Source organism: Salegentibacter sp. (genome assembly GCF_041642575.1).
In the GTDB taxonomy this organism is placed as follows: Bacteria; Bacteroidota; Bacteroidia; order Flavobacteriales; family Flavobacteriaceae; genus Salegentibacter.
In genome coordinates, this window is sequence record NZ_JBEPWD010000005.1 from 13,746 (window position 1) to 38,739 (window position 24,994).

Consider the following 24,994-nt stretch of genomic DNA (forward strand, 5'->3'; position numbering starts at 1 on the left):
GGGTTTCAAAAATCAAATCCCAATATTTTTTTTTGGAATAATTTAACTTTTAAAGCTAAAAAAGGCCGCAGTTTCCGCGACCTTTTTTAAGAAAATATTTGAACTTTTCGGTTATTACACCTCAAGCAGTGAATTTGTTTTTTTCACACCTTCGGCGCTTTCTTTCATTTTAGCACTTTCGGCATCGCTAAGCTCAAGTTCAACAATCTTTTCAAGACCCTCTTTACCTAAGATTGCCGGCACACCAATACAAATATCATTGAGTCCATATTCACCTTCCAGCAATGCTGAACAAGGGAACATTTTTTTCTGATCACAGGCAATGGCCTGAACCAGAGCAGAAACCGCAGCTCCGGGCGCATACCATGCAGAAGTACCTAATAACTTGGTAAGGGTTGCCCCTCCAACTTTAGTATCTTCTGAAACCTGGTTCAAACGATCTTCAGATATAAATGCTGTTACCGGAACAGAATTTCTTGTTGCGAGCCTGGTAAGCGGCACCATTCCGGTGTCACTATGACCACCAATCACCATTCCGTCAATATCAGATGGTGGGCATTCTAAAGCTTCGCTTAAACGGTATTTGAAACGGGCGCTGTCTAGAGCTCCACCCATTCCAATGATCTTATTTTTTGGAAGATTTGTGGTTTTGTGTACCAGATAAGTCATGGTATCCATAGGATTACTCACCACAATTAAAATAACATCAGGAGAATGCTTAATTAGGTTTGCAGATACATCTTTTACAATGCCAGCATTAATTCCTATTAATTCTTCTCTGGTCATTCCCGGTTTACGCGGAATACCACTGGTAATTACAGCAACATCACTGTTAGCGGTTTTTGCGTAACCTCCGGTAGTCCCGGTGATTTTGGTGTCAAACCCATTTAGGGTTGCAGTTTGCATAAGGTCCATTGCTTTACCTTCAGCAAAACCTTCTTTAATATCGAGTAGCACCACTTCAGAGGCGAAGTCTTTAATGGCAACATATTCGGCACAACTGGCACCTACCGCACCAGCTCCAACTATAGTAACTTTCATGTTATTTATGATTTAAATCGATTAATATTAGTTTATAGCGAAAATACGAAATAAGGACATGCTTTACTAATAGAAAGAAGTAAAAGCCAAGGCCTTAAATCCTGAAATGCAGCCCCAGATTCATATTAAAAAAACTTCCTGCGGTTACCATTGTACTCACCTTAAATTTATTGAAATATAAATTAAAACCTATGTCTCCTTTAAACTGAAGTTCATTTTCTCCCAGGGTTTCCAGGGCAGTATTTATATCACCTAAAAAAGGTCCGCTTCCATCCATGGCATAAGCAAAATTAGAATTTGTTGCTCCCAAAGCTCCAAATATCTCGAAATTCTCATAACGCTTTGAGGCCAAGGCTTCAAAAAGCCAAAGATCACCGTTCACATCAATTAAGTCTAGAACTGCGACTTGAGGGATGTTCACTGGATCAAAAGCATATTTCACATCAAACTTGCTGTAAGTAATAAGTGCAGAAATCTGTAGATCTTCAGGTTCATTAAACATAAAATACTGGCTGAAATTATGTTTTATCCCTGCCCCATAAGTACTGAAATTCACATCATCTATAGTCATTTCAGGAAGAGCCCGAACAGTAAATTCAGATTCGAAAGGCAAACCCATTGTTACCTGTACAAATGGATGTGGAACAAGTCCTTTATCCACTCCTTCCAAAGCCTGAAACTCGAAAGAATTTCCCATTACACTTCCTTCATAATAAACATCGGTAGTTCCTCCAAAGGCCGTTGGAACTTTGGCATTAGACGCTCCTTTAATATTAAGTAAACTAAGTTCATTATTACCCGTAGTACTTGTCTTTTTACTACTTGGAACAATGAGACCATTCCCATGGATGGAAACTTCAAACTTCCAGGGAGCGAGGCTTTGTGCTGAAGTAAACCATCCCGCACTGGCCTGGTAAGCAGCTCCCGATGCAGCCGGACTGGCAAATTCATCGGCAATATGAAGCAAATCGCCTACTACGGCATCTACATCATTTTGGGCGGTTATAAGATTTGAAGAAAGAAATAAAAGTAGGGTGCAAACAGTTCTGGTTAGAATTTTCACAAGATTGAGGTTTAGTTAATGGAGTAAAAATAGCAAAAATACTTTTGCAGCATATTTAATAATCATCGAAAAAGACTAATTCAAAAAAAATCTTAAAACAAAAAAAACCCGTGACAGGCACGGGTTTTTGTTTTTAGCAAGCGCTAATTATGCATCAATATTTGCATATTTTGCGTTCTTCTCAATAAATTCACGTCTCGGCGGAACTTCATCACCCATAAGCATAGAGAAAATCCTATCTGCCTCACTACTGTTATCAATATTAACCTGACGAAGTTTACGCTTTTCAGGATCCATAGTAGTATCCCAAAGTTGTTCTGCATTCATCTCACCAAGACCTTTATATCGCTGAATTTGCACTCCGCCACTATAGCTTTCGGCAATTTCGTCGCGCTCTTCCTCACTCCAGGCGTAACGCTTCTTGCCTCCTTTTTTCACAAGGTATAAAGGTGGTGTTGCAATGTAAATATTACCTCCTTCTATAAGTTCCTTCATATATCTAAAGAAGAAAGTTAGAATCAAAGTTTCAATGTGGCTACCATCTACATCCGCATCACACATAATCACAACTTTATGATATCTTAATTTATCGGTGTTTAGGGCTTTACTGTCTTCTTCGGTACCTATTGTTACACCAAGTGCAGTATAGATATTCTTGATCTCTTCGTTTTCAAATACCCGATGAGTCATGGCTTTTTCAACATTAAGAATTTTACCTCTTAACGGAAGAATAGCCTGGAATTTACGGTCTCTTCCCTGCTTGGCAGTTCCACCTGCCGAATCTCCCTCAACCAGGAATACCTCACTTTTAGAAGGATCCTGCTCTGAGCAGTCTGATAATTTCCCTGGCAAACCACCAATGCTCATTGCGGTTTTACGCTGTACCATATCACGGGCTTTCTTAGCCGCGTTTCTGGCTTGGGCAGCAAGAATCACCTTTTGAACAATGATCTTCGCATCATTAGGATTTTCTTCCAGGTAATTTTCAAGCATTTCTGAAACTGCCTGAGAAACCGCCGATGTTACTTCCCTGTTTCCAAGTTTAGTCTTTGTTTGTCCCTCAAATTGAGGCTCGGCTACCTTTACTGAAATAATAGCGGTTAACCCTTCCCGGAAATCATCTCCGGTTATTTCAAATTTCAGTTTATCCAACATTCCCGAAGCATCGGCATATTTCTTAAGCGTAGTGGTTAAACCACGTCTAAATCCAGATAAATGCGTTCCTCCTTCGTGAGTATTGATATTGTTTACGTAAGAATGTAAATTCTCATTGAACGAGGTGTTATAAACCATCGCCACCTCAACAGGAATATCATTCTTTTCACCTTCAATCGCGATTACATCGCTGATTATAGGTTCACGATTTCCATCGAGGAATTTTATAAATTCTTTTAATCCTTCTTCAGAATAAAATCTCTCAGAGAGATATTCTCCCTCTTTGTTAGTCTCACGCTTATCGGTTAAAGTGATCTGTATTCCTTTATTCAAATAAGCCAGCTCGCGCATTCTACTTGATAAAGTTTCATAACTGTAATCTACACTTTGCTGAAATATTGAAGAATCGGGTTTAAAGGTAATTATCGTCCCGTTCTTATCTGATTCTCCAACAGGTTTTACGGGATATAATGGCTTCCCAAGTTCGTATTCCTGCTCCCAGATTTTGCCGTCACGATAAACCGTGGCTTTTAAAGAAGAAGAAAGTGCATTTACACAACTTACTCCTACTCCGTGCAAACCTCCGGAAACCTTATAAGAATCCTTATCGAATTTTCCTCCGGCTCCAATCTTGGTCATTACCACCTCAAGGGCAGAAACTCCTTCTTTTTTGTGAAGATCAATAGGAATACCCCGGCCGTTATCCTCGGTAGTTACCGAGCCGTCTTCATTAATTGTAACTGTAATGGTGTCACAGTGGCCTGCCATAGCTTCATCTATGGAGTTATCTACCACCTCATATACCAAATGATGCAATCCTCTTACCCCGGTATCACCAATATACATCGAAGGTCGCATGCGCACATGCTCCATTCCTTCAAGCGCCTGGATACTATCAGCCGAATATTGTTTCTTGGGTTCTTCGCTCATATATTCTTTGATTAAATTCGTCTGTTTTTATATAACGAACAAATATAACAAAACCCTTATTTTTTGCTAGCGGAAGCCTGATTTTAAGCCTTTAAGTTATTAACAATTTGTGCAAAAAAAGCCCGTAGAACAGGTAAACTTAAACCTGGCACTACGGGCGTAACAAACCACATGTTTATTTTATGATGCTTTGGCAAATTCTTCCAGTTCTTTTTTCGCTGTAGAAGCCACGTGTGAAGAGTTGGCTCTTCCACTTGGATCCAGATCTTCCTGCCATTTTGGAACCCATCTTTTCACGGTTTTGGCTGCACTCTCCTGCGGAAAATGAGAGGCAAAAATTTCCCTATAGAAATATGCTTCCTTGGTGATGGGAGTATTATGTGGATATTTATGAGCCGCCTGGGCCATTTCCCAGTCACTTACTCGGGCTGAAGCATATGCGATAAGCTCATCTATCCAACTATAGCCAACTCCATCACTAAACTGCTCCTTTTGTCTCCAAAGCACTTCTTCGGGTAAAAAGGGCTCTTCAGGCGTATCGAATGCTTTTCTAACTATATATTTCTCTACTCCATCATAGGTTTTTGGCATTTTATGAATGGCCTGGGTTTCCATGGCAACCTCTAAAAAGGCTTTATCTAAAAATGGAACTCTTGCCTCCAGTCCATGAGCCATAGTCGATTTATCGGCTCTTAAACAATCGGCAGTAGCCAAGCGTTGAACTCTTCTAATTGTTTCCTTCTGAAATTCATCAGCTGAGGGTGCGTTTTTGAAATAAAGATAACCTCCAAAGATCTCATCGGCTCCTTCCCCTGAAAGTACTACTTTCACCCCTTTTTCTTTAATTGCTTTTGATAGGAAATACATTGGGGTGCTGGCTCTAATCGATGTAACATCGTAAGTTTCGAGGTGCCACACCAGTTTTTTTAGGATTTCAATTCCCTCTTCAACGGTAAAGTGTATCTCATGATGTTCGGTACCAAGGAATGCTGCAACTTTCCGGGCGGCTACCAAATCGGGAGCGCTTTCATCTAAACCTATGGAAAAGGAATGCAGTTTTTGACCGCTGTCTTTCATCAACCTTGCTGCTATAGAAGAGGTAAGCGAAGAATCGAGTCCGCCGCTTAACAAAACTCCAAGAGGCACATCAGCCATAAGGCGTTTTCTTGTAGCTTCAATAAGGCTTTCCCTAATTTTTTTCAGATCAAGCTCCTTATCAGCTTTAGTATAGTCATACCAGTCAGGTTTATAATATTCTACAAAACCCGTTTCAGGCGTATAATAATGTCCCGGAGGAAAGGCAGAAAAACTGGTACATTCATCGGCAAGCGCTTTCATTTCACTGGCAAACCAGATCGCACCATCCTCATCGGTGCCGTAGTATAAGGGTTTCACCCCAATTGGATCACGGGCCGCTATAAAATCTTTGCCGTCTACCACAACAAATGCAAACACGCCATCGAGTTTATCTACAAATTCATAACCGTATTTTTCATACATATGAACTATTACTTCAGAATCTCCTGTTGTTCTGAATTGGTGGCCTTTCAGCTCATTATCCCGCAGTGATTGGTGGTTATAGATCTCCCCATTATGGATCATCCAGGCTTTATTAGATCCCTGAATGGGTTGTTGTCCCGTTTGCAAATCCACAATAGAAAGTCTTTCATGACTTAACAAATATCCTTCTTCGGTAATTTGCAGTCCGCTTTCATCAGGTCCGCGATGGGACATCCTTTTAGAAAACTCACTTGCTTTCTCTTTACTTAATCGATCTCCGATTACTGCTAAAATTCCACACATAATAATTACTTTAATATTTCAAGGCAAATATGCGCTGAAGGTTTCATTTTAAAAACAAATAGTTGCAAATCACTACTAATTATAAACTGAAAATGCGTTTTATGTATACAAATAAAAGATTTGTGTCTTAATTTTCTCTCAAAAAGTTTAGATATGTAAATTTGGCAAGATATCTGTCTGATTATTATTGATGATTTTTGCAGATCTCTTCTGTATTTATCACAATAACTCTTATATTTAAAGGAAAAATTAATCAACAACACTATGAAGAAAATTTTAATCGCAGCACTGGGAATTATTTGTTTTATGGGAATTCCCGAGCTTACGGCACAGGAAAGAGACACCACCACATCTCCTAATTTCCCCAAAATGGATGCTAGTCCAATGGATCTTACCGTCTACCGCGATAGCAATGAAGATGTTATCGCCCGGGTACTTTACAGCAGACCCACCAAACGCGATAGAGTTGTTTTTGGTAAATTAGTGCCCTACGGCCAGGTTTGGAGAACCGGAGCTAATGAAGCTACCGAACTCACCCTTTATAAAGACATGAAAGTAGGTGATGCTGTTGTGGAAGCAGGAACTTATACTCTTTTCTCCATTCCGGAGGAAAAAGAATGGACAATTATTCTAAACCAAAGCACCCACACATGGGGCGCTTATGAATATACCGATGAAGAAGATTTGGTGAGAATAACAGTGCCAGTAAGAGAATCTCCAACAAAGATTGAGAATCTATCTATGACCTTTGAAAGAGCCCGTGAAGATGACGGAACTAATCTTTTAATTGGCTGGGACGACAAATATGTGAAAGTTCCCTTTAAGAATGTAGATTAACTCATTTTCCTACCATAACAAAAAACGCCCTCACCGGGCGTTTTTTGTTATGGTATATTAAGGTATTTATGAGTTTGGAGTGATACTTTCCACTTCGGATTTTTCATCACATAATCCACGATTAGCGGCATCATTTTATCCCTTTTACTCCATTCCGGTTGAAGATAAAGAATACATTCATCACTTACCTTTGCGGCCTGTTCTTCAGCAAACTCAAAGTCGTGCTTGTTAAAAACGATCATCTTAAGTTCATTAGCCAAAGGATATATTTCTTCAGTCGGAAGCTTTTTCTTTTTTGGCGAAAGACAGATCCAGTCCCACTGGCCGGTTAATTTGTATGCTCCCGAGGTTTCAATGTGTATTTTGCTGCCTTTATTTTTTAAACCCTGAGTGAGTTGGGTCATATCCCAGGTTAATGGTTCGCCACCTGTCACCACCACAGTATCACTATGGGAAGTAGCATTTTCAATTATTTTGCCAATATGAGTGGGCGGGTGCAAGCCTGCATCCCAACTTTCCTTAACATCACACCAGTGGCATCCAACATCGCAGCCTCCTATTCTAATAAAATAAGCGGCAGTCCCTTTATGGAATCCTTCCCCCTGTATGGTATAGAACTCTTCCATTAACGGAAGCATTATTCCCTCATCAACCAGCGTTCTTGTCTCTTCTGTAATCATAGCCTGCAAAGATACGGAATATCATTTTTTTCCTCTCCGCTTTAGGCCAGGATTATTTATTTCTAATTTTTATTTGAAGATCAAAGCATTTTTTACTGCGGAAAGCTCTTCGCCAATTTTAACCAGGAAACCGTTAATAACTGCGTATTCAACCTCTTCATCTTTGCCCAGAAAAAAGGAATGAGAAATTTTATCTGAAACTTTGAAATCGGGAGAAACAAGGTTGATCGGATAATCAGTAAAATTTTCCTTTTCGGGTAGATCCCCAACCGGAATATAGGCATAACCCTGCTCCAACAGGTCTTTAAAATCCAGTTCTTCCACCTCCTTCATATCCTTTAGGTTTTCAGGGTAAACTTTTCCTGAAATAAGCTTATACCCAGAAAGGTCTTTGCTGTTGTAAGCATAATTCGTAGAAAGATCTCCCCGATCTGCCACATAAGCACGATAGGAATATTCCTGGGGCGTGTCGCCTGGCACTTGGCTGTGGTTAATTCCGAGGTCAAGGATGTAGTCATTCCCCAGCAATTCATAAGTTACTCCTGTTAATTTAAGGTCGTAAAGTTTGGAGTCATTCTGCGGAATATTCTCGTATTCCTCGATATTCACCGATTTATAATCATCTTCTGCAATAGCGAAAACTGCAGCAAGAATTGATACAAAATTCAGCTTTCTTATTTCCTGTTTTTCCGGGTCATCTGGATAACCGCCACTTTCAATTAAAATGGTGCTGGTGCCCCACTTCTGAATATTGTCACCAAAAGCACGAGGTTCAAAATCATCATTGTACCTGCCAACCTGTCCGGGAGCATAATTTTGAATCACATTATTCATGAGTACAATAAGTTTCATAGCGTTCCCGCGAACTTCATTAATGGATTTTTCATAATCGTAAGCCGGAGCCAAATAGGAAATAGTTGCAGGTTTTTCAGTGCCTTCTGCGTTATAGTAGCGACTCTGGTCGTGAAGATTGAATCCAAAATCGGCATCGAGGCTATCTCTTACTCTCTTTAGGGTTTTACTTTCGGGCGATTGTAATCTTAGTGCATCCCGGTTCACATCAACTCCTAAAGCATTTCGTCTTTGAAATTTCTCTGCGCCATCCGGGTTGAGCATGGGGAGAAAATGCAAGGTTACTTCTTTCAGCATTGCTTCTTTTTCGGCTTTAAAATCAGCAGAATTCAGGAAATTAAATATATCAAAGAGGGCCATCGTGGCGGTAGATTCATCTCCATGCATTTGCGACCACAGCAGCACATCGGTCTCCCCGGAACCAATGCTCAAAAGATTCAAACTTCTGCCTTCAATAGACTCTCCTACTTTATTAATCCTGAAATCGGAGTTTTTCTCTTGTTTACTAATAAGATCTACTACCAGCTCGTGGGTAAATCTTCTCTGATTGATCTCTTCCTCCTTGTAATCAGGATATTTTTCATAAAGTTCTTTATAAAATTCCTGCTGAGCCGAAAGTCCAAAACTGAAAAGCAAAAAGAAGATCGGTAATAATTGAAGTTTTTTCATTTTCTTGAAAATTAAGATTTGGGAACAGGTTTAAAATTAAAATTTTTCGTCGCATTTCTAACAGCATCCATAAAATCTTCCCCTGGATCGGTTTTCTGGGTACGATATTCGCTGTCTTTCTCCTTCCATAGGGGATGATTTTCAAAGTTTGTATACTCAGAATGTCCAATGAGATAGTCAATATCATATTTGTTTGCGAGGTAATTCACCAACCAGATGTTTGCATCTACCTGTGCCCGGGTTAGGGGCGCATCTTCGGTTCCACCAACATTCTCAATACCAATAGCAACATGGTTAAGACCAATAACGTGCCTGGCCATGAGTTTTTCAGGCATTAATCTGTAAATTTCTCCATTGCGATGAACTAGAAAATGTGCAGAAACATTCAGGGCACCGGCCTCCTGGATATCAGCCCTTGCTCCGGGCAACTTCACGGGATCAAAAGCTCTGAAAGAGCCTTCAAGCGTTGGAATTGCCGTCCAGTGCAGGACAATCATTTTAGGATTTATCTTTGGTGTTTTCTTATACAGATTATAACGCTCCTCCATATAATTCAGACTGAGTTCCCTGCGCTCCTCGTTGAAATTTATAGGCTTATCTACGATATAGTAATCAGCCTCCCTGGTTGTGCCACAGGAAGCAAGAAAAAGCAAGATTGTAATTAAAGCAAGTCTTTTCATATTTTCTAAAATTAAAAAAGGGCTACCAAAAGCAGCCCTTCTAAATTAATGAAATTTCATTTTATTCGTCCCAGAAAATCCTATCCAGTAAAGTCACATCAGGCACATTGTTCCCGTTACGACTAAGTTCGGAGTCAGGGTAGCGTAATCTACGAATGAACTGTTCATTTAGATTGGGGTTAAGGTTTGCAGGCAGATCAAAATTCTCATAAGCATAATCAAACCTCCTGGCATCAACCCAGGCTTCTGGATGCAGGAACATGGTTATCCATTTTTCCTTAAAGATATCTTCTATTGTGAAATTTTCTTCTCCCATGCTCACTTCCGGATTGCTGAGATATGCCTGAATATCAGATTCTTCCACTCCAAGCTTTCTCATATGAGCACTGATTCCTTCCAGGTAAGCGTTGTACGAACGCGTTTTATCCACACTGAAGGCAGCTTCAGCCTCTATAAACTTTTGTTCAGCATAAGTCGCTATCAATACAGGGGCTCTTTGAGAAGAGTAGAAACCATCAGTTACCAGGGTAGATCTTTCCCCCTGCTCTGAAGCACTTCCGCGGCCTGCACCATTAGGAACGCCTATATATTCTCCATCGTCTGTTGTTCCAATCATAAATGGCAAGCGCGGATCTTCCACACCAAAGGTGGTCCCATCTGTCGCTTCCACAAATTGTTCTGAGATCCATCCTCCCAGCACCAGATTTTCATTATTATCTGCTACAATATACCACGGATTATAAGCTTCATCAAAATATTCCACCTGTGCATCATCGCCATTTCCTTCAAAACCTGAATCTAATGCGGCCAGAACCTCAGTTGGGCTGTAGGCTCCTGTTTTACTCAAATGGTTCAGATAACGAGCTTTCAACATATGTGCGAATTTTATCCAATTATCGGCATTGCCACCATAAATAAAATCATCGTTCCCAATAGGTAGATCAGTATCCTGGGATAAAGCCGCAATTCCTTCATCCAGGAATTGGAAAACCCTATCATATAATTGGCTGTCCTCATCATATGCCGGAGTTATAGTTTCAAAATTAAAACTCTCACTAAAAGGCACATCTCCAAAAGCGTCTACGGCAGTCGCAAGATTTACTGCCATAAGTATTTTACCGGCTCCTTCGTAATGATTAGCTTCGGTTTCCTCTGCTTTAAGGATCAAATCATTCAAATCTGTCATCACATTATACAGATTAGACCAGGTGTTATCAAAACTAACCTCATCCATTACGTCTGAGGAACTAGCCGGGTTTGGTGAAGCCAGAAATTGCACATAATAGGAAGTACTACTACCAAGACGGTAGGTGTTCTGAGCGGTCTCATAAGTAGAATTCGTCATTAGTCCAGCCAATGGAGCATCGGTTGGATTATTCGGATTCTCATTTATATCAAGATAGTCATCACAACCCGTAACAAATATCATTAGGGTGGCAACTATCAAATAACTATATGTTGTTTTAAAAATTTTCATATTCAATATTTTTATAGGCCTAAATTAAGAGTGAAAAACAGGCTTTGTACCCCGGGATATCCCAAGCCGGTATAACCGGTGGCATTACCTCCGGCTCCCGCGCTAAAAGATTCGGGATCATACCCGTCCCACGGAGTATAAAGTATAATATTATTGGCAGCAACAGATATTCTTGCCGATTCAAATAACCCTATTGAATTAAGGATATTTTCCTGGAAGTTATAGCCCAGGGTTATATTTCTTAATTTTATGAAGGATGCATCATGAACAAAGTTTTCACTCACCCTTCTGTAGGTGTTCCGGTAAAATCCTGCTCCGTAATTTCTGTCATCTGGTCCAACCCCCTGGCCAAGCCATACTTCCTGAGTATTTGGAGTACCATCTGTCAGCACCCCTTCAAATACTTTGGTATCATTTCTATCCAGGGTATATTCCGGAATTCCAAAAGCAGAGAAGAAGTTATCATACTGACTGTATTGGTCGACTCCAGTTCTAAAATCTATAAGGAAGGAAAGATCGAAGCCCTTGTAAGTAAAATTATTTCTCAAGCCTCCAATCCATTTTGGTGTAGAGTTACCAAGAATAAGTAAATCTGTATTTCTTTCCGGAAATCCGTCTTCCCCAATAATAATTGGCAAATCACTATCGAGATGAGTCGCATCCTCATCGGCACCATATCTCGCATAACTGGAACCATAGAGGTTTCCATAAGCTTCTCCTTCAGTTAAGAAAGTATATACGGTACTTCCCACATAACCAAACTGGCTCCCAATTTGAATTTGTTCTATTCCTTCCCGGATACTAATTACCTCATTTTGATTATATGCTGCATTAAAGGTCACATCCCATCTAAAATCATCGGTTCTAACCGGGTTAGCAGTTAAGATAAATTCCACCCCTGAATTTTCAATTTCTCCTGCATTGGTTATAAATGTCGAAAAACCTGATGTAGCAGAAACAGGGACAGGAATTATCTGGTCCTTGGAGTTTGATTTATACCAAGTGAAATCCAGTCCAAGGCGATTTTCCAGGAACCTAAGATCTGCACCCAATTCAACAGACCGAGTACGTTCTGGTTTCAAAGCTAGATCACCAAACTGACTATCCCTGGAAAAACGCACTTCTCCATTTAGAGGATCACCAGGGGCATTGTAGGTTTGACCAATTCTATAGGGATCTGTATCTTTTCCTACTTCAGCATAAGAGGCTCTTATTTTTCCAAAACTTAGATAATCTGGTATTTCTAAAGCTTCGGTAAAAACAAATCCCAGGTTCACTGAAGGATAAAAGAAAGAATTATTACCCTGAGGTAAGGTAGAGGTCCAGTCGTTACGGGCAGTAATATTCAGAAAAAGCATTTCATCGTAATCTACCATCAAGTCACCGTAAAGTCCCACTAGTCTTCTTTTTCTTTTATCCTGATCGTTTGAAAGCTGTCTGGTATAACTAAGATCATAGAACTGTGGAATCACAAAATCAGAGCCGGTAGCATCAACTCGTTCATAATCCCTCTCAAAAACATCATTACCTACGCGAAGTGTAGTATTTAACCTGTCACTCCAGTCCTTCTTGAGAGTCACAAAAAGGTTCGAATTTATATCCCTACTATCAATCCTGGTTTCAGTGATAAATCCGGTACTACTCAATGGCACTTCGCCTTCAATGCCCATAGGTCCGGGAGTGATTTCAGTTCTAAAATCGCTGAAATAATCTGTCCCTATGAGGTAATTCACATCCATCCATTCAAACGGACTATAAGTAAAGCGAAGATTTCCAGTTATACGGTTAACTTCATCTTCAAAGGTGCTAAAACGAGCATCGTAAATAGGGTTAGTATTACCTCCCCGGGATTTCATTGTACCATCCTCATTGATGTAATCGGTAATATCAGCATTTTGGGTGTTATATATCATTCGCTCCATGAACCTGTCATGTGGAACCCGGTTACCTCCGGAAATCACATAATTCATATTCCCGGCAACTTTAAATTTATCGCTAAACATCAATTCCCCGTTTAGACGAGCAGAAGTTCTTCCCCAGGTACTAAAAGGCAAGATACCTTCCTGGTCCAGGTTACTTATAGAGGCATAAAAATTAGCTTTTTGGTTTCCTCCTGAAATATTAAAGGAGTTGTCGTATTGCACACCGGTTTGCATGGCATCCTCCCAAATATTGTAAAATTGGGCATCCGGATCAATTTGTCTTATTTCATCCATAGAAGGCCCCCAGTTTGGCCAAAATGAATTCGGATCATACTCTCCACCGAAACCCTGACCATAAACACTTTGAGTTTCCGGATATTGATTTACTTCTTCAAACCCAATGCTACTGGTAAGGTTGATTTTTACGTCGCCTTCCTTACCCTTCTTGGTGGTAATTATTACCGCTCCATTGGCTGCACGCACTCCATAAAGCGCGGTGGCTGCTGCACCTTTAAGCACGTTCATAGACTCAATGTCATTTGGGTTGATATCTGCAGCACGGTTAGATAATCCACGTGGGGTTCCGCTACTTTCTGTTGTGGAGTTATCCATGGGAACACCGTCTATTACAAAAAGCGGCTGGTTATCGGCGGTGGGATCCAAAGAGTTAATCCCCCTAATAATTATTCTTGCACTTTGACCGGGCGCACCACCAGAATTGGTGATTTGTACCCCTGCAGATTGTCCCTGCAAAGCACTTACAATATTAGGTTGCTTGGTTCGCGTTATCTCTTCAGCCTGGATTTCCTGCACCGCATACCCAAGAGCTTTCTTTTCTCGTTCAATACCAAAGGAGGTTACTACCACCTCATCTAAACTTTCCAAATCTTCCACCATTTGTACATTAATAGTAGTTTGGTTGTTCACAGCTATTTCCTGCCCCTCAAAACCAAGCGAGGAAAATACCAAAACAGCATCAGGAGCAACGTCAATGGAATATTCCCCATCCATATCGGTCACGGTTCCCTGGTTGGTTCCCTTCACCAGTACGTTCACGCCCGGCAGTGGCATGCCATCACTGGCAATAGTCACTGTTCCAGAAACGGTGCGCTCCTGAGCGAAAATACTGGAAATCTGAAAAATGGCTAAAAAAGCCAAAAGTGTAAGTTTGTTTCTCATTCCGTTTAGTGTTATAATTTTGCTAATAATCTTTAAATATATATAAATTAGGTCTACAATAGGATTATATCTTACTTAAAAAATAAAGTTTTGATAAATTTTTATATAAGCTATCTTTGAATAAATAAATTTTATTGAAAGATTGATTAAAATCTCAATCATTAGAAATCTTCAAATTATATAAAATGAACTATCGCCTTTTTCTGCTTTTTGGGATGATCATTCTCCTGGCTTCCTGTTCTGTTACAAAGAGAACCACCAAAAATATCGATAAGGACTTCAGGGAATCCCCTGCTTTCAAACAAGGTTTTGCTGGATTTATGGTTTATGACCCGGAAGAGAAAAAGATACTTTATGACCACAACGGAGAAAAATATTTCACACCGGCATCAAATACCAAATTATTCAGCCTTTATACAGGATTAAAAATTCTGGGAGACTCTGTGCCTGCTCTTAAATACAAAATTCAAAATGACAGCCTTTTCTTTACCGGCACAGGCGATCCATCTTTACTAAACCCTAATCTACCGGACTCCCCGGTATTACCGTTTTTAAGAGAAAGAAATGAAACCTTGGTTATGGTACTGCCTGTTTATACCGAAAAACATCAGGGGCCGGGTTGGGCCTGGGATGATTTTAATTCCTATTATTCTGCGGAAAGAACTCCGTTACCGATTTATGGGAATCTGGTCAACTTCGCATTTAAAACAGGGAATGAAATTCCTGAAATTAGTCCGGAGGTTTTTTTAGATTCAATAGTTATTTCTGAAAAAGAAAGGAATAGAATTCGAAGGGTACCCCGCAGCAACGCGTTTTTATTTCAGAATCCAAAAAGAGAAAACAACTTCAGCCAGAATGTACCTTTTCACTATTCCCCCCAACTAGTAGCAACACTTCTAGGTGATACGCTAAAAAAACCGGTTTACATAAAAGATAAGCCTGAAATAGAATTTTCCGAGAGACTTAACAGTATACCCGCAGACAGCATGTACAAAAGAATGATGGAAGTGAGCGATAATTTTATCGCTGAACAAATTTTGTTGTTAGCAGCTCAAGAAATAAGTGACACGCTAAAAAGCGATATAGCCATAAAGCATATGAAAGAGACCCACCTAAAAGACCTCACTGACGAGCCTTATTGGGTAGATGGTTCAGGGCTGTCGCGATACAATCTTTTTACGCCGCGCACTATGATAAGTTTACTTCTGAAAATAAAAGAAGAAGTTCCAGAGGATCGGTTGCTTTCTTTATTGGCGACAGGAGGCGAATCCGGAACTCTGAGAAATTCTTACAAAGCCGAAAAACCATATATTTTCGCTAAGACAGGCACCTTGCGCCATAATCATAGCCTTAGCGGATACCTGCTTACTAAAAAAGGTAAATTGCTGGTCTTTAGTTTCATGAACAGCAATTACACCGTACCGACCTCCGAACTTAAAGATGGCATGGAACAGATACTGCTACAGATTAGAGACAATTACTAAAAAATAAAAGGGAAGTAAATAAAAATAGCTAATTTCGGTTTATAGAAATTTTAAGGAATGAAACCGGCTTGCTGGCGGGCCGAAAAATGGCAGCATACAGGAACATGATTATAATTCTGTGCCGAATTCCCAAATTGGGATATAAATTATAAGAAATGAAAAGAAGAACCTTTGTACAGAATATAGGACTGGGAAGCCTGGCTTTTCCGCTGAGTTCTTTTTCAGATAACCTTAATTTCAACGGAAATAAAAATTCCGAGCTGTTAATTCCAAAAGCATTAAAAGAAGGGCAAACCATTGGAATAGTAAGTCCTGCCAGCGCAATTTTTGAAACCGAACCTTTTGAAATTGCCAAAGAATCTTTTGAGGCTTTGGGTCTCAATGTGAAATTCGGAAATCACGTCAAAAACCGTTATGGACATCTGGCCGGCAGTGACGAAGAGCGTGCTGAAGAATTGAACGAGATGTTTCGCGATCCTGAAATTAATGCAATTATCGCTTTAAGAGGTGGATCGGGCGCAGCAAGAATTCTGGACAAGCTGGATTATGAAGCTATTGCTGCGAATCCTAAGATTTTTATTGGGTATAGCGATATCACTGCACTTCACCTTGCTATTTTTGAGAAAACCGGCCTCGTAACTTATCACGGCCCGGTTGCCGTATCGGTTTGGAATTCCTTTAGCAGTGATCACTTAAAAAAACTACTTTTTGAAAAAGAAGCAATTCTTTATGAAAATCCCGAAGACAAAGGAGGTCAGCTTACACAAACCAAAAACAGGATTAGAACGATAACCCCGGGGCAGGTAACCGGTCAATTACTGGGTGGGAATCTATCAGTGATGACGGGAATTATGGGATCGGAATATTTTCCAACAGATTGGGAAGGAAAAATTCTATACCTGGAAGATGTGGGAGAACAAATTTATGCCGTAGACAGGATGATGTCTCAGTTATATTTAGGAGGCGTACTGGATAAAATTAGCGGATTTATCTTCGGAAAATGCAGCAGTTGTAAACCCGGCGGAAGCGGCTATGGCTCCCTTACCCTCGAAGAAGTCATAGACCATTACATCAAACCCCTTGGTATTCCTGCCTTTTCGGGAGCTATGATCGGGCATATTGATGATAATGTAACCATTCCTAACGGAATCACGGCTCGTATGGATGCCGAAAAGGGAATATTTGAATTAGTTACTCCGGGCGTTGATTAGTTACTTGTAAAAACAATTTTTATACATTTATCAAAACTTCAGCGTGGAGAAATCAGCAGAGTTTATTCAACATATTCAAAAAGGCTACAGTCCCAAAGGCGATTTTATCCACCTGGGAGCGGCAATGTTTGAAGGGAAAACCTATGCCGAGGCCGCGGTAAAAATTCCACTTAAGACGATGAACCGGCACGGGTTGATCGCCGGAGCCACAGGAACGGGGAAATCTAAAACCCTGCAGATCCTTGCTGAAAATCTGTCAAAAAAAGGTGTTCCTGTTCTGTTGATGGACGTTAAAGGAGATCTAAGCGGGATTGCTGAAAAATCTGAAGGTGGTGACTTTCTCGATGAGAGACATCAAAAATTGGGCTTCCCTTTTGAGCCCGGCAGTTCTCCCGTTGAATTTCTTACAATTTCTGAACAGGACGGAGTAAGACTTAGAGCTACGGTTAGTGAATTCGGACCGGTATTACTTTCCAGGATTCTGGATGTCACACCAACCCAGGCAGGCATCCTGGCGATAATATTTAAATATTGTGATGACCACCATCTTCCGCTTTTGGACTTGAAAGATTTGAAAAAAATCATTCAGTATGCCACAGATGGAGGGAAAGAAGAATTTGAACAAGAATACGGCCGGATTTCCACCGCATCAACCGGGGCGATCTTAAGAAAAATAGTGGCCCTGGAACAGCAAGGCGCAGAACGCTTCTTTGGGGAACGCTCTTTTGATGTCCAGGACCTTTGCAGAAAAGACAGCAAGGGGCACGGCTACGTCAATGTGATGCGACTCACCGATATTCAGGATAAACCTGCGCTATTTTCAACCTTTATGCTGAGTCTGCTGGCTGAAATTTACACTACTTTTCCTGAAGAAGGAGATAGCGATAAACCCAAACTTGTGCTCTTTATAGATGAGGCACACCTTATTTTTAAAAATGCTTCAGATGCGCTTTTAGACCAGATTGAAAGCATCGTAAAATTGATCCGCTCTAAAGGAGTTGGTCTTTATTTTGTCACACAAAACCCCACCGATGTACCTTCAGAAGTATTAGGACAGCTGGGCTTAAAAATTCAGCATGCACTGAGAGCCTTCACTGCCAAAGACCGAAAAGCGATAAAATTGACTGCCGAAAATTATCCTATTTCAGATTATTACGATACCAAAACCGAACTAACCTCGTTAGGAATTGGAGAAGCATTGGTTTCTGCTCTTGATGAAAAAGGTAGGCCAGCTCCTCTCGCTGCGACAATGCTAAGAGCTCCAATGAGCAGAATGGATGTACTTAGTGATTCGGAATTAGAGGAAAAGATCTATTCCTCTTCGTTAAGAAAGAAATATAACGAAGAAATAGACCGCGAAAGCGCTTACGAACTTCTGAATAAAAAAATAGAGGAGGCAGAAGCTGACAAGGCCAAGGAAAAAGCAAAAGAGGAAGAATTAAAACGCCAGAAGGAAGCTTCGGGCAGTCATCGGGGTTCCCGAAGTAAAAATAAAACCGAAGGAGCAATAATCAAAGTTTTAACCAGCGCCACTTTTATAAGAGGTGCCCTGGGAATTTTAAATAAGCTATTAAAATAAATCAAGTAAAATTATATGAAAAGTAACTTATTCCTAATCTTAGTTATAGCCATAAGTATTATTTCCTGTCAAAAGGATGAAGACAATCCTTTTTTGATCACGGCCTCTCAGGTGGGACCTATTAAAAAAGATCTTAGAATTAATAAACTGGATTCTGTTTTCCCCCATGATTCCATTGTAACACAAACCAGTGGTGAACAACAATTGCGCTCCACCGACGAGATAAAGATCTTTGAAAAAGGTGGAAATCAGTTGCTTGTTGTGGAACCTCTGCAGGAATTCGATTCCACAAGTACAATTGGTTATATTAGAATTCTGGACTCTCGCTATGAAACCAAAGCAGGCATTAGTACTGAAAGCACTTTTAAAGATATTGTAGAAAATTACAACATCTCCAGGATCGAAAATACGCTTAACGCGGCTGTGGTTTTTCTTGATGAGCTAAATGCTTATATCACCATAGACAAGCAGGAACTACCCTCAAATTTGCGTTATGATACCGATACCAGGATTAGAGCTTCACAAATACCCGATGAGGCTAAGATTAAATACTTTATGATCTATTGGGATTAATTTTGTCTTATTCCTGTAAGTTCATTTCAGCAACAATCTTGAAGGTCAAAAAGAGACAAATCAATTAATTGTCAATCTTTAAGAAATGTTAATCATAACACCTGTGTAAAATCTTTGAGTAACTTTATCCTCTAACCAAAACACTTAGTTATGATTAAAATCTTAGGAATCATTATGACAATTGGCGGAGCGATCGCGCTGGTTATGGGTATTCTGGGAGTATTTGGCAGCTTTGCCCTAATGGTTCATCCATGGGCCTTAACCATAATTGGATTCATATTCTTTTTAGCAGGAATTTCACTTATTAAAAGAAGAAAGGATACCGAGGATATTGAAGCTGAAAACCATTAAACTTACTTTTTGAAAAAACAAAAAAGGTGCCTTACTAGGCACCTTTTTTTATGAGCAGATTATTGGATAGTTAGTCTACATTATCGTGAAGAAATGAGTTATTTCTTCTAAAATGAAGGTCGTCATTCTCGTCCTGGCCAAGGCTGGTTCGGGATAACTTTTCTTCTCCCGGTTTGTTTTGATCAAGATTCACCCCTTGTCTTTTATACGCGGGTTGCTTTTCAAATTCATCTAACTGCGCTGCATTGCTTCTGAATTTATAATTGAATTCCTTCATTTTCGCTCTTCTTTCGGCTGCACGTTCAATTAGCACTTCGGAAAGTGGATTATCAAAAGGGTCTTCATTATCCTTATGTTCAGGTTCAGGTTTTGGTGCAACAGTTTTCTTTTCAAAAGCGATAGTCTCATCCTTTGGTTTTTCCTGTTTTGTTGACTTCGAATTCTCAAGGTTTCTCTCCAATTCCATATAATCATCCAGACTGTAACGCTTTACTCCGCGAGCCGAACTTTCAGTTACCGGAATGATCTCTACATGTTCATTTACCTCTATCTCTTTGGATTTTTCATAAAGATCGTGTTTCCTGATTTCAGTCTCTCTTGTATTCGCCGAAGGTTTTTCTGAAGAAATTTCCTTCTTAGGCTCCTTTTCCTCCTGATTTAATGGGAAATCGAAAGTGAACATAATCTGTTCCTCGTTTTCCGATTTCACCTCTTCAGTTTCATTCACCTCCAGATCACCAACTTTCTCTGAGGTCTCATTGATGATAAAATCATCGGGATTTACTTCATCATATGTCACTTCCATCTCTCTGGCAGCCTGTGGAGTTTCCAGCAATTCATCTTTCTTGCTAGTTATATTTCCAACTTCATCAACTTCTTCCAGGCTATCATCCAGGGTATGAACTATTTTTGGTTTTTCGGTCTCTTCCTGCTTACTGGTCTCACCAGGATATTTGTTTCCAGAAGAAAGCCCGCCTGTTCTCCTGGGATTTAGATCCTGTTCGGCTTTTTGTTCATCCATAAGGGTATGAATGATCTTTTTGGCTTCGGTATTTACAATTTCATTTTGTTGTTCCACATTAAACCCCGTAGCGATTATAGTAACTGAAATTGCATCATCTAAAGCCTCGTCTTCTCCAACCCCCATAATGATATTTGCGCTATGGCCGGCTTCAGCTTGAATATGATCGTTGATCTCACCAATTTCATCAATGGTAATCTCTTCGGAACCTGAAACAATAAGCAGCAGTACGTTTTGGGCTCCGGTAATCTTATTATCATTCAACAATGGTGAATCAAGCGCTTTACTGATGGCATCCTGGGCGCGACTGGCACCAGAAGCCTGCGCCGATCCCATAATTGCAGTTCCGCTATTACTTAGAACAGTTTTTGCATCCCTAAGGTCAATATTCTGAGTGTAGTGATGGGTAATTACTTCCGCGATTCCTCTGGACGCAGTAGCAAGAACCTCATCGGCTTTTGAGAAACCGGCTTTGAAACCGAGGTTCCCATAAACCTCCCTAAGTTTATTATTGTTGATAACGATAAGCGAATCTACATGACTGCGAAGTCTTTCCACTCCAAGCTGCGCCTGTTCGTTCCTCATTTTTCCTTCAAACTGAAAAGGAATAGTTACGATTCCCACGGTAAGGATATCCATTTCTTTGGCCTGTTTGGCGATTACAGGGGCTGCACCCGTACCGGTACCTCCACCCATTCCGGCGGTGATAAATACCATCTTGGTATTGGTATCGAGCATTTGCTTGATCTCATCGAAACTCTCTACTGCTGCCTGCTGACCAATTTCAGGATTGGCTCCTGCTCCAAGACCTTCAGTGAGGCTTACACCTAACTGGATCTTATTGGGAACCGGACTGTTTTCCAGGGCCTGAGAATCGGTGTTGCAGACTACGAAATCTACTCCTTTAATTCCCAGCTGGAACATGTGATTTATGGCGTTGCTTCCGCCGCCGCCTACACCAATAACTTTTATGACGTTCGATTGGTTTTTTGGTAAATCGAATGATATGTTTCCGAATTCTGTACTGCTCATAAATTCTGTTTTACTGGTTCTCTCTTTTTACTCTGCGTTATCTAAAAAATCTTTAAACTTTTCTGCCCATTTATCGAAAATACTCTTTCGGGTATGTTTTCCTGGGGCATTGGGGTCGGGTTTCAGGTCTTCCTGATCTTCAATATCCTGATCAAAGCTTTCTTTGAGCTCTTCTTCTCGTTGTTCCTTGCTCTTCATTAATGCTTCTTCCTGAAACTTTTTTGCTCCGTGCTCCAGGCTATTCATCACTAATCCTACTGCGGTAGCATATACTGGGCTGGTAGTTTCAGAATCATTATTCCCTGCAAGATGCTCATTAGGATAGCCTATTCGGGTATCCATTCCGGTAATGTATTCGGCGAGTTGTTTTATATGCTTAAGTTGTGCTCCTCCACCGGTAAGTACCATCCCGGCAATTAATTTTTTCTTTTGCTCTTCGTGACCGTAATTTTTGATCTCCAGGTAAACCTGGTCAATAATTTCTACGACTCTGGCATGAATGATCTTGGATAGGTTTTTCAGAGTGATCTCTTTAGGCTCCCTACCACGTAGGCCGGGAATAGAAACTATTTCGTTATCCTTATTCTCCCCGGGCCAGGCCGAACCAAATTTTATCTTCAGTAATTCAGCTTGTTTTTCAATGATCGAACAACCTTCTTTGATATCTTCTGTAATCACATTACCGCCAAAGGGAATAACCGCTGTATGCCGAATGATCCCATCTTTAAAAATGGCAAGATCAGTGGTTCCTCCACCTATATCAATTAAAGCAACTCCAGCTTCTTTTTCTTCCTGACTCAATACGGCATTCGCCGAAGCCAACGGCTCAAGGGTCACTGCCGAAAGTTCAAGACCTGCACTTTTAACGCAACGTCCAATATTTCTAATGGAGGAAACCTGACCTACCACTACATGGAAGTTGGCTTCAAGCCTCCCTCCATACATACCGATTGGTTCTTTGATTTCCGCCTGTCCATCAACCTTGTATTCCTGTGGCAAAACGTGAATAATTTCCTCTCCCGGAAGCATTACCAGTTTATGTACCTGGTTGCAAAGGGTATGAATATCATCGGCATCAATAACCTCGTCGGGGTTTGGGCGGGTTATGTAATCGCTGTGCTGAAGGCTTCGGATATGTTGACCTGCAATTCCTACTACCACATCTTCGATCTTCAGTCCCGAATCAGCTTCCGCTTCCTGGATGGCCTGCTGAATAGACTGAATGGTTTGCGTGATATTGTTTACCACCCCGCGGTGAACACCAAGACTCTTGGATTTACCAATCCCCACGATCTCCACCTTGCCGTATTCGTTTTTACGACCTATCATAGCCACGATCTTCGTGGTCCCTATATCTAATCCTACTGCAATGTCGCTTTGTTCCATAATTTACTTTTTCGTGCAAACAACCTGGTTTCCAAATTGTAAGTTCACTTTTTTATAGGTATCCAGTTTATCGTCTTTAAGCGCTTTTTTATAAAAAACCTTAAAATTGTTGAACTTCAAAGGAATATCTTCCACCTTTCCGAAATACACACTAAAATCGAGTTTGCGCATTTCCAGCTCAATTTTCCCGCTATTCAACCTGTTTATACCTGTAATATGCTGAGTTAAAAATTTATCGTTCTTTATGTAATTCACCAACGGGTACACCTCAGATACATTCTCATCATCAAACCCGAAAAGCAACGGCACTCTGGCCGAGTAGTAAGGAGAAAGAGGCATTACCTCACCTTTCCTATCCAGGTAGAATGAAGAGTTCCCTACTGCGCGTCCAATTGGCTTCCGCTGACTGATATCGGCTTTGAGTTTGCCATCAAGATTCAGGTAAACCTCTGCGTTTTCAATCATATCGTGGTTATTCAGTAGGATTTCCACCCTATTCAAATCTAAAGTTTCTTTATCTATACTCGTGAGCTCCAGGTTATTTTGTATTAACAACTTATTAACCGCTTCTTCAGTGATATAGAGGTTTTCATCCTCGATAAATTCAATGTTCACTTCACTGATTTTTCGGGATTTGTGGCGGTGTTCGGCAAAACCGTATAAAAAGCCTACCAACACCAGTAAAAACAAGCCTTTTATGTAGCCCATCTTACTTTTCATTTAGAAGGATATTTTTTAAAGGTTCAACTTCTTCTCCTATATCTCCGGCGCCCATCATTACGATCACGCTGGCATCACTTTTCTTTACTTCTTCTGAAAGCTGCTCTTTGGTGATAAGCTGCTTTGAATTCATCTTAATTTGGTCAAACAACCACACGGAATCAATCCCTTCAATTGGTTGTTCTCTTGCAGGATATATATCCAATAGCAACAATTCATCAAATTTGGCCAGGCTTTTAGCAAAATCATCTCCAAAATCACGGGTTCTACTGAACAAATGTGGTTGGAATACCGCCAATACCTTTTTCCCAGGATGCATTTCTCTTACCGCCTGGTGCACCGCTTCAATTTCCGCAGGGTGATGTGCATAATCATCGATGAGTACCAACTCATCGGTTTTTATTTTATAGGTGAATCTACGACGCACACCTTTGAAGCTATATAAAGCCCTGGCGAGTTGTTCATCGGTTGGGGAGCCGTACTGAATAGCCATCGCCAGGGCTGTTATAGCATTAAGCAAATTGTGTTTGCCGGGCAGATTAAATTTTAAGTTCTTAATTATTCCATTAGGTGTTCTTAAATTGAAATGGTAGGTGCCTTTCTCGATTCTTATATCAGTTGCAGCATAATCGGCATCATCTTCAATACCTAAAGTTATTCCTGCAATTGGAAGACCATTCTTCACAAATAGCGTTCCTGATTCGGGAATAAGCGCTGCAAAATCCCTGAAAGTTTTCTCCAGTTCCTCTTTCTCCCCGTAAATATCAAGATGATCGGCATCCATTGAAGTTATTGCCGCAATATTGGGGGCCAGCTGCATAAAGGAGCGGTCAAATTCATCAGCTTCAACCACGATAACTTCATCTCCCTTCAGAATTAGATTGCTTTGAATATCCTCGCTAATCCCGCCCAGGAATCCCGTTACAGGAGCTCCTGTTTCCTTCAGCAAATGACCGAGAATCGCGGTAGTCGTAGTTTTTCCGTGAGTACCGGCAACGGCCAGGGTGTTTTTCCCTTTCGAGATTAGTCCAAGGACCTCAGCCCGTTTTTTCAACGGAAATTCCCTGCTAATAAAATACAACCACTGCTTATGTTCTTTTGGAATAGCCGGCGTGTAAACCACCAGCGTACCTTCAAGATGAGTGAAACTCTCCGGAATACTCGTCACAGCTTCATCATAAACCACCTGGATCCCTTCGCTCTCCAGAGTTCTGGTAAGCGGAGTGGAAGTTTTATCGTACCCGGCTACATTTTTACCCTGGAATTTGAAATATCGCGCAAGCGCACTCATCCCTATTCCGCCAATACCGATAAAATAAATGTTCTTTATGTGATTTAGTTCTATCAAA

19 protein-coding genes are annotated in these 24,994 nt (G+C 40.6%); 6 read left to right on the top strand and 13 right to left on the bottom strand.

What is annotated here, in order from left to right; translation table 11 throughout:
- Window positions 1-114 precede the first annotated feature (114 nt).
- From ACESK1_RS02155 to asnB, 4 genes are all read right to left on the bottom strand, one after another.
- A complete protein-coding gene (locus ACESK1_RS02155; protein WP_372917453.1) occupies window positions 115-1,041 on the bottom strand; it encodes a malate dehydrogenase in 927 nt (308 codons plus the stop codon).
- A 94-nt stretch (window positions 1,042-1,135) separates the two neighbouring features.
- On the bottom strand, window positions 1,136-2,104 hold the full coding sequence (locus ACESK1_RS02160) for a DUF6588 family protein (RefSeq protein WP_372917455.1): 969 nt from the start codon (window positions 2,102-2,104) through the stop codon (window positions 1,136-1,138).
- 147 nt (window positions 2,105-2,251) lie between these two features.
- Window positions 2,252-4,189 (bottom strand): DNA topoisomerase (ATP-hydrolyzing) subunit B, encoded by a 1,938-nt coding sequence (gyrB, locus tag ACESK1_RS02165; protein WP_372917457.1) that lies wholly within the window; start codon window positions 4,187-4,189, stop codon window positions 2,252-2,254.
- Window positions 4,190-4,369: 180 nt separating this feature from the next.
- Entirely contained in the window at window positions 4,370-5,992 is a 1,623-nt protein-coding gene (gene asnB / locus ACESK1_RS02170) for an asparagine synthase B (RefSeq protein WP_372917459.1), read from the bottom strand.
- 264 nt (window positions 5,993-6,256) lie between these two features.
- On the opposite strand from asnB, the gene ACESK1_RS02175 reads away from it, so the two are divergent.
- Window positions 6,257-6,829 carry a DUF2911 domain-containing protein gene (locus ACESK1_RS02175; protein ID WP_372917461.1) on the top strand — a complete coding sequence of 191 codons (573 nt, stop codon included), beginning with the start codon at window positions 6,257-6,259 and terminating at the stop codon, window positions 6,827-6,829.
- Window positions 6,830-6,876: 47 nt separating this feature from the next.
- Here ACESK1_RS02175 and ACESK1_RS02180 read toward each other — a convergent pair whose 3' ends face one another.
- From ACESK1_RS02180 to ACESK1_RS02200, 5 genes are all read right to left on the bottom strand, one after another.
- Window positions 6,877-7,509, bottom strand: a complete 633-nt coding sequence (locus tag ACESK1_RS02180) for a 7-carboxy-7-deazaguanine synthase QueE (protein WP_372917463.1) — start codon at window positions 7,507-7,509, stop codon at window positions 6,877-6,879.
- Between the two features lie 69 nt (window positions 7,510-7,578).
- Window positions 7,579-9,030, bottom strand: coding sequence for a M14 metallopeptidase family protein (locus ACESK1_RS02185; RefSeq protein ID WP_372917465.1), 1,452 nt, complete (start codon window positions 9,028-9,030; stop codon window positions 7,579-7,581).
- 11 nt (window positions 9,031-9,041) lie between these two features.
- Window positions 9,042-9,710 carry an N-acetylmuramoyl-L-alanine amidase gene (locus ACESK1_RS02190; protein WP_372917467.1) on the bottom strand — a complete coding sequence of 223 codons (669 nt, stop codon included), beginning with the start codon at window positions 9,708-9,710 and terminating at the stop codon, window positions 9,042-9,044.
- Between the two features lie 61 nt (window positions 9,711-9,771).
- Complete coding sequence (locus ACESK1_RS02195; protein ID WP_372917469.1) at window positions 9,772-11,187, bottom strand: SusD/RagB family nutrient-binding outer membrane lipoprotein; 1,416 nt, start codon at window positions 11,185-11,187, stop codon at window positions 9,772-9,774.
- Between the two features lie 11 nt (window positions 11,188-11,198).
- A complete protein-coding gene (locus tag ACESK1_RS02200) occupies window positions 11,199-14,288 on the bottom strand; it encodes a SusC/RagA family TonB-linked outer membrane protein (RefSeq protein WP_372917471.1) in 3,090 nt (1,029 codons plus the stop codon).
- 185 nt (window positions 14,289-14,473) lie between these two features.
- Between ACESK1_RS02200 and ACESK1_RS02205 the strand changes: the two genes are divergently transcribed.
- The 5 genes from ACESK1_RS02205 to ACESK1_RS02225 all read left to right on the top strand — a co-directional run bounded on the left by ACESK1_RS02205 (window position 14,474) and on the right by ACESK1_RS02225 (window position 19,486).
- Window positions 14,474-15,772, top strand: coding sequence for a D-alanyl-D-alanine carboxypeptidase/D-alanyl-D-alanine-endopeptidase (locus ACESK1_RS02205; protein WP_372917473.1), 1,299 nt, complete (start codon window positions 14,474-14,476; stop codon window positions 15,770-15,772).
- Between the two features lie 155 nt (window positions 15,773-15,927).
- Window positions 15,928-16,983 (top strand): LD-carboxypeptidase, encoded by a 1,056-nt coding sequence (locus ACESK1_RS02210; RefSeq protein ID WP_372917475.1) that lies wholly within the window; start codon window positions 15,928-15,930, stop codon window positions 16,981-16,983.
- 43 nt (window positions 16,984-17,026) lie between these two features.
- The gene (locus ACESK1_RS02215) at window positions 17,027-18,562 is read left to right on the top strand and encodes a helicase HerA-like domain-containing protein (RefSeq protein ID WP_372917477.1); all 1,536 of its coding nucleotides are present in this window, start codon (window positions 17,027-17,029) and stop codon (window positions 18,560-18,562) included.
- 15 nt (window positions 18,563-18,577) lie between these two features.
- Entirely contained in the window at window positions 18,578-19,135 is a 558-nt protein-coding gene (locus ACESK1_RS02220) for a hypothetical protein (RefSeq protein WP_372917479.1), read from the top strand.
- A 150-nt stretch (window positions 19,136-19,285) separates the two neighbouring features.
- Complete coding sequence (locus ACESK1_RS02225; RefSeq protein ID WP_372917481.1) at window positions 19,286-19,486, top strand: hypothetical protein; 201 nt, start codon at window positions 19,286-19,288, stop codon at window positions 19,484-19,486.
- A 70-nt stretch (window positions 19,487-19,556) separates the two neighbouring features.
- On the opposite strand, the gene ftsZ is transcribed toward ACESK1_RS02225, so the two are convergent.
- The 4 genes from ftsZ to murC are packed head-to-tail and all read right to left on the bottom strand — an operon-like array spanning window position 19,557 to window position 24,993.
- A complete protein-coding gene (ftsZ, locus tag ACESK1_RS02230) occupies window positions 19,557-21,539 on the bottom strand; it encodes a cell division protein FtsZ (protein WP_372917483.1) in 1,983 nt (660 codons plus the stop codon).
- 27 nt (window positions 21,540-21,566) lie between these two features.
- Window positions 21,567-22,925, bottom strand: a complete 1,359-nt coding sequence (gene ftsA, locus ACESK1_RS02235) for a cell division protein FtsA (protein ID WP_372917485.1) — start codon at window positions 22,923-22,925, stop codon at window positions 21,567-21,569.
- A gap of 3 nt (window positions 22,926-22,928) precedes the next feature.
- Window positions 22,929-23,645, bottom strand: a complete 717-nt coding sequence (locus ACESK1_RS02240) for a cell division protein FtsQ/DivIB (protein WP_372917487.1) — start codon at window positions 23,643-23,645, stop codon at window positions 22,929-22,931.
- Window positions 23,635-24,993: a UDP-N-acetylmuramate--L-alanine ligase gene (gene murC, locus ACESK1_RS02245; RefSeq protein WP_372917489.1), complete on the bottom strand. Its 1,359-nt coding sequence runs from the start codon at window positions 24,991-24,993 to the stop codon at window positions 23,635-23,637. Before murC ends, ACESK1_RS02240 begins: the two co-directional genes overlap by 11 nt.
- Window position 24,994 lies beyond the last annotated feature (1 nt).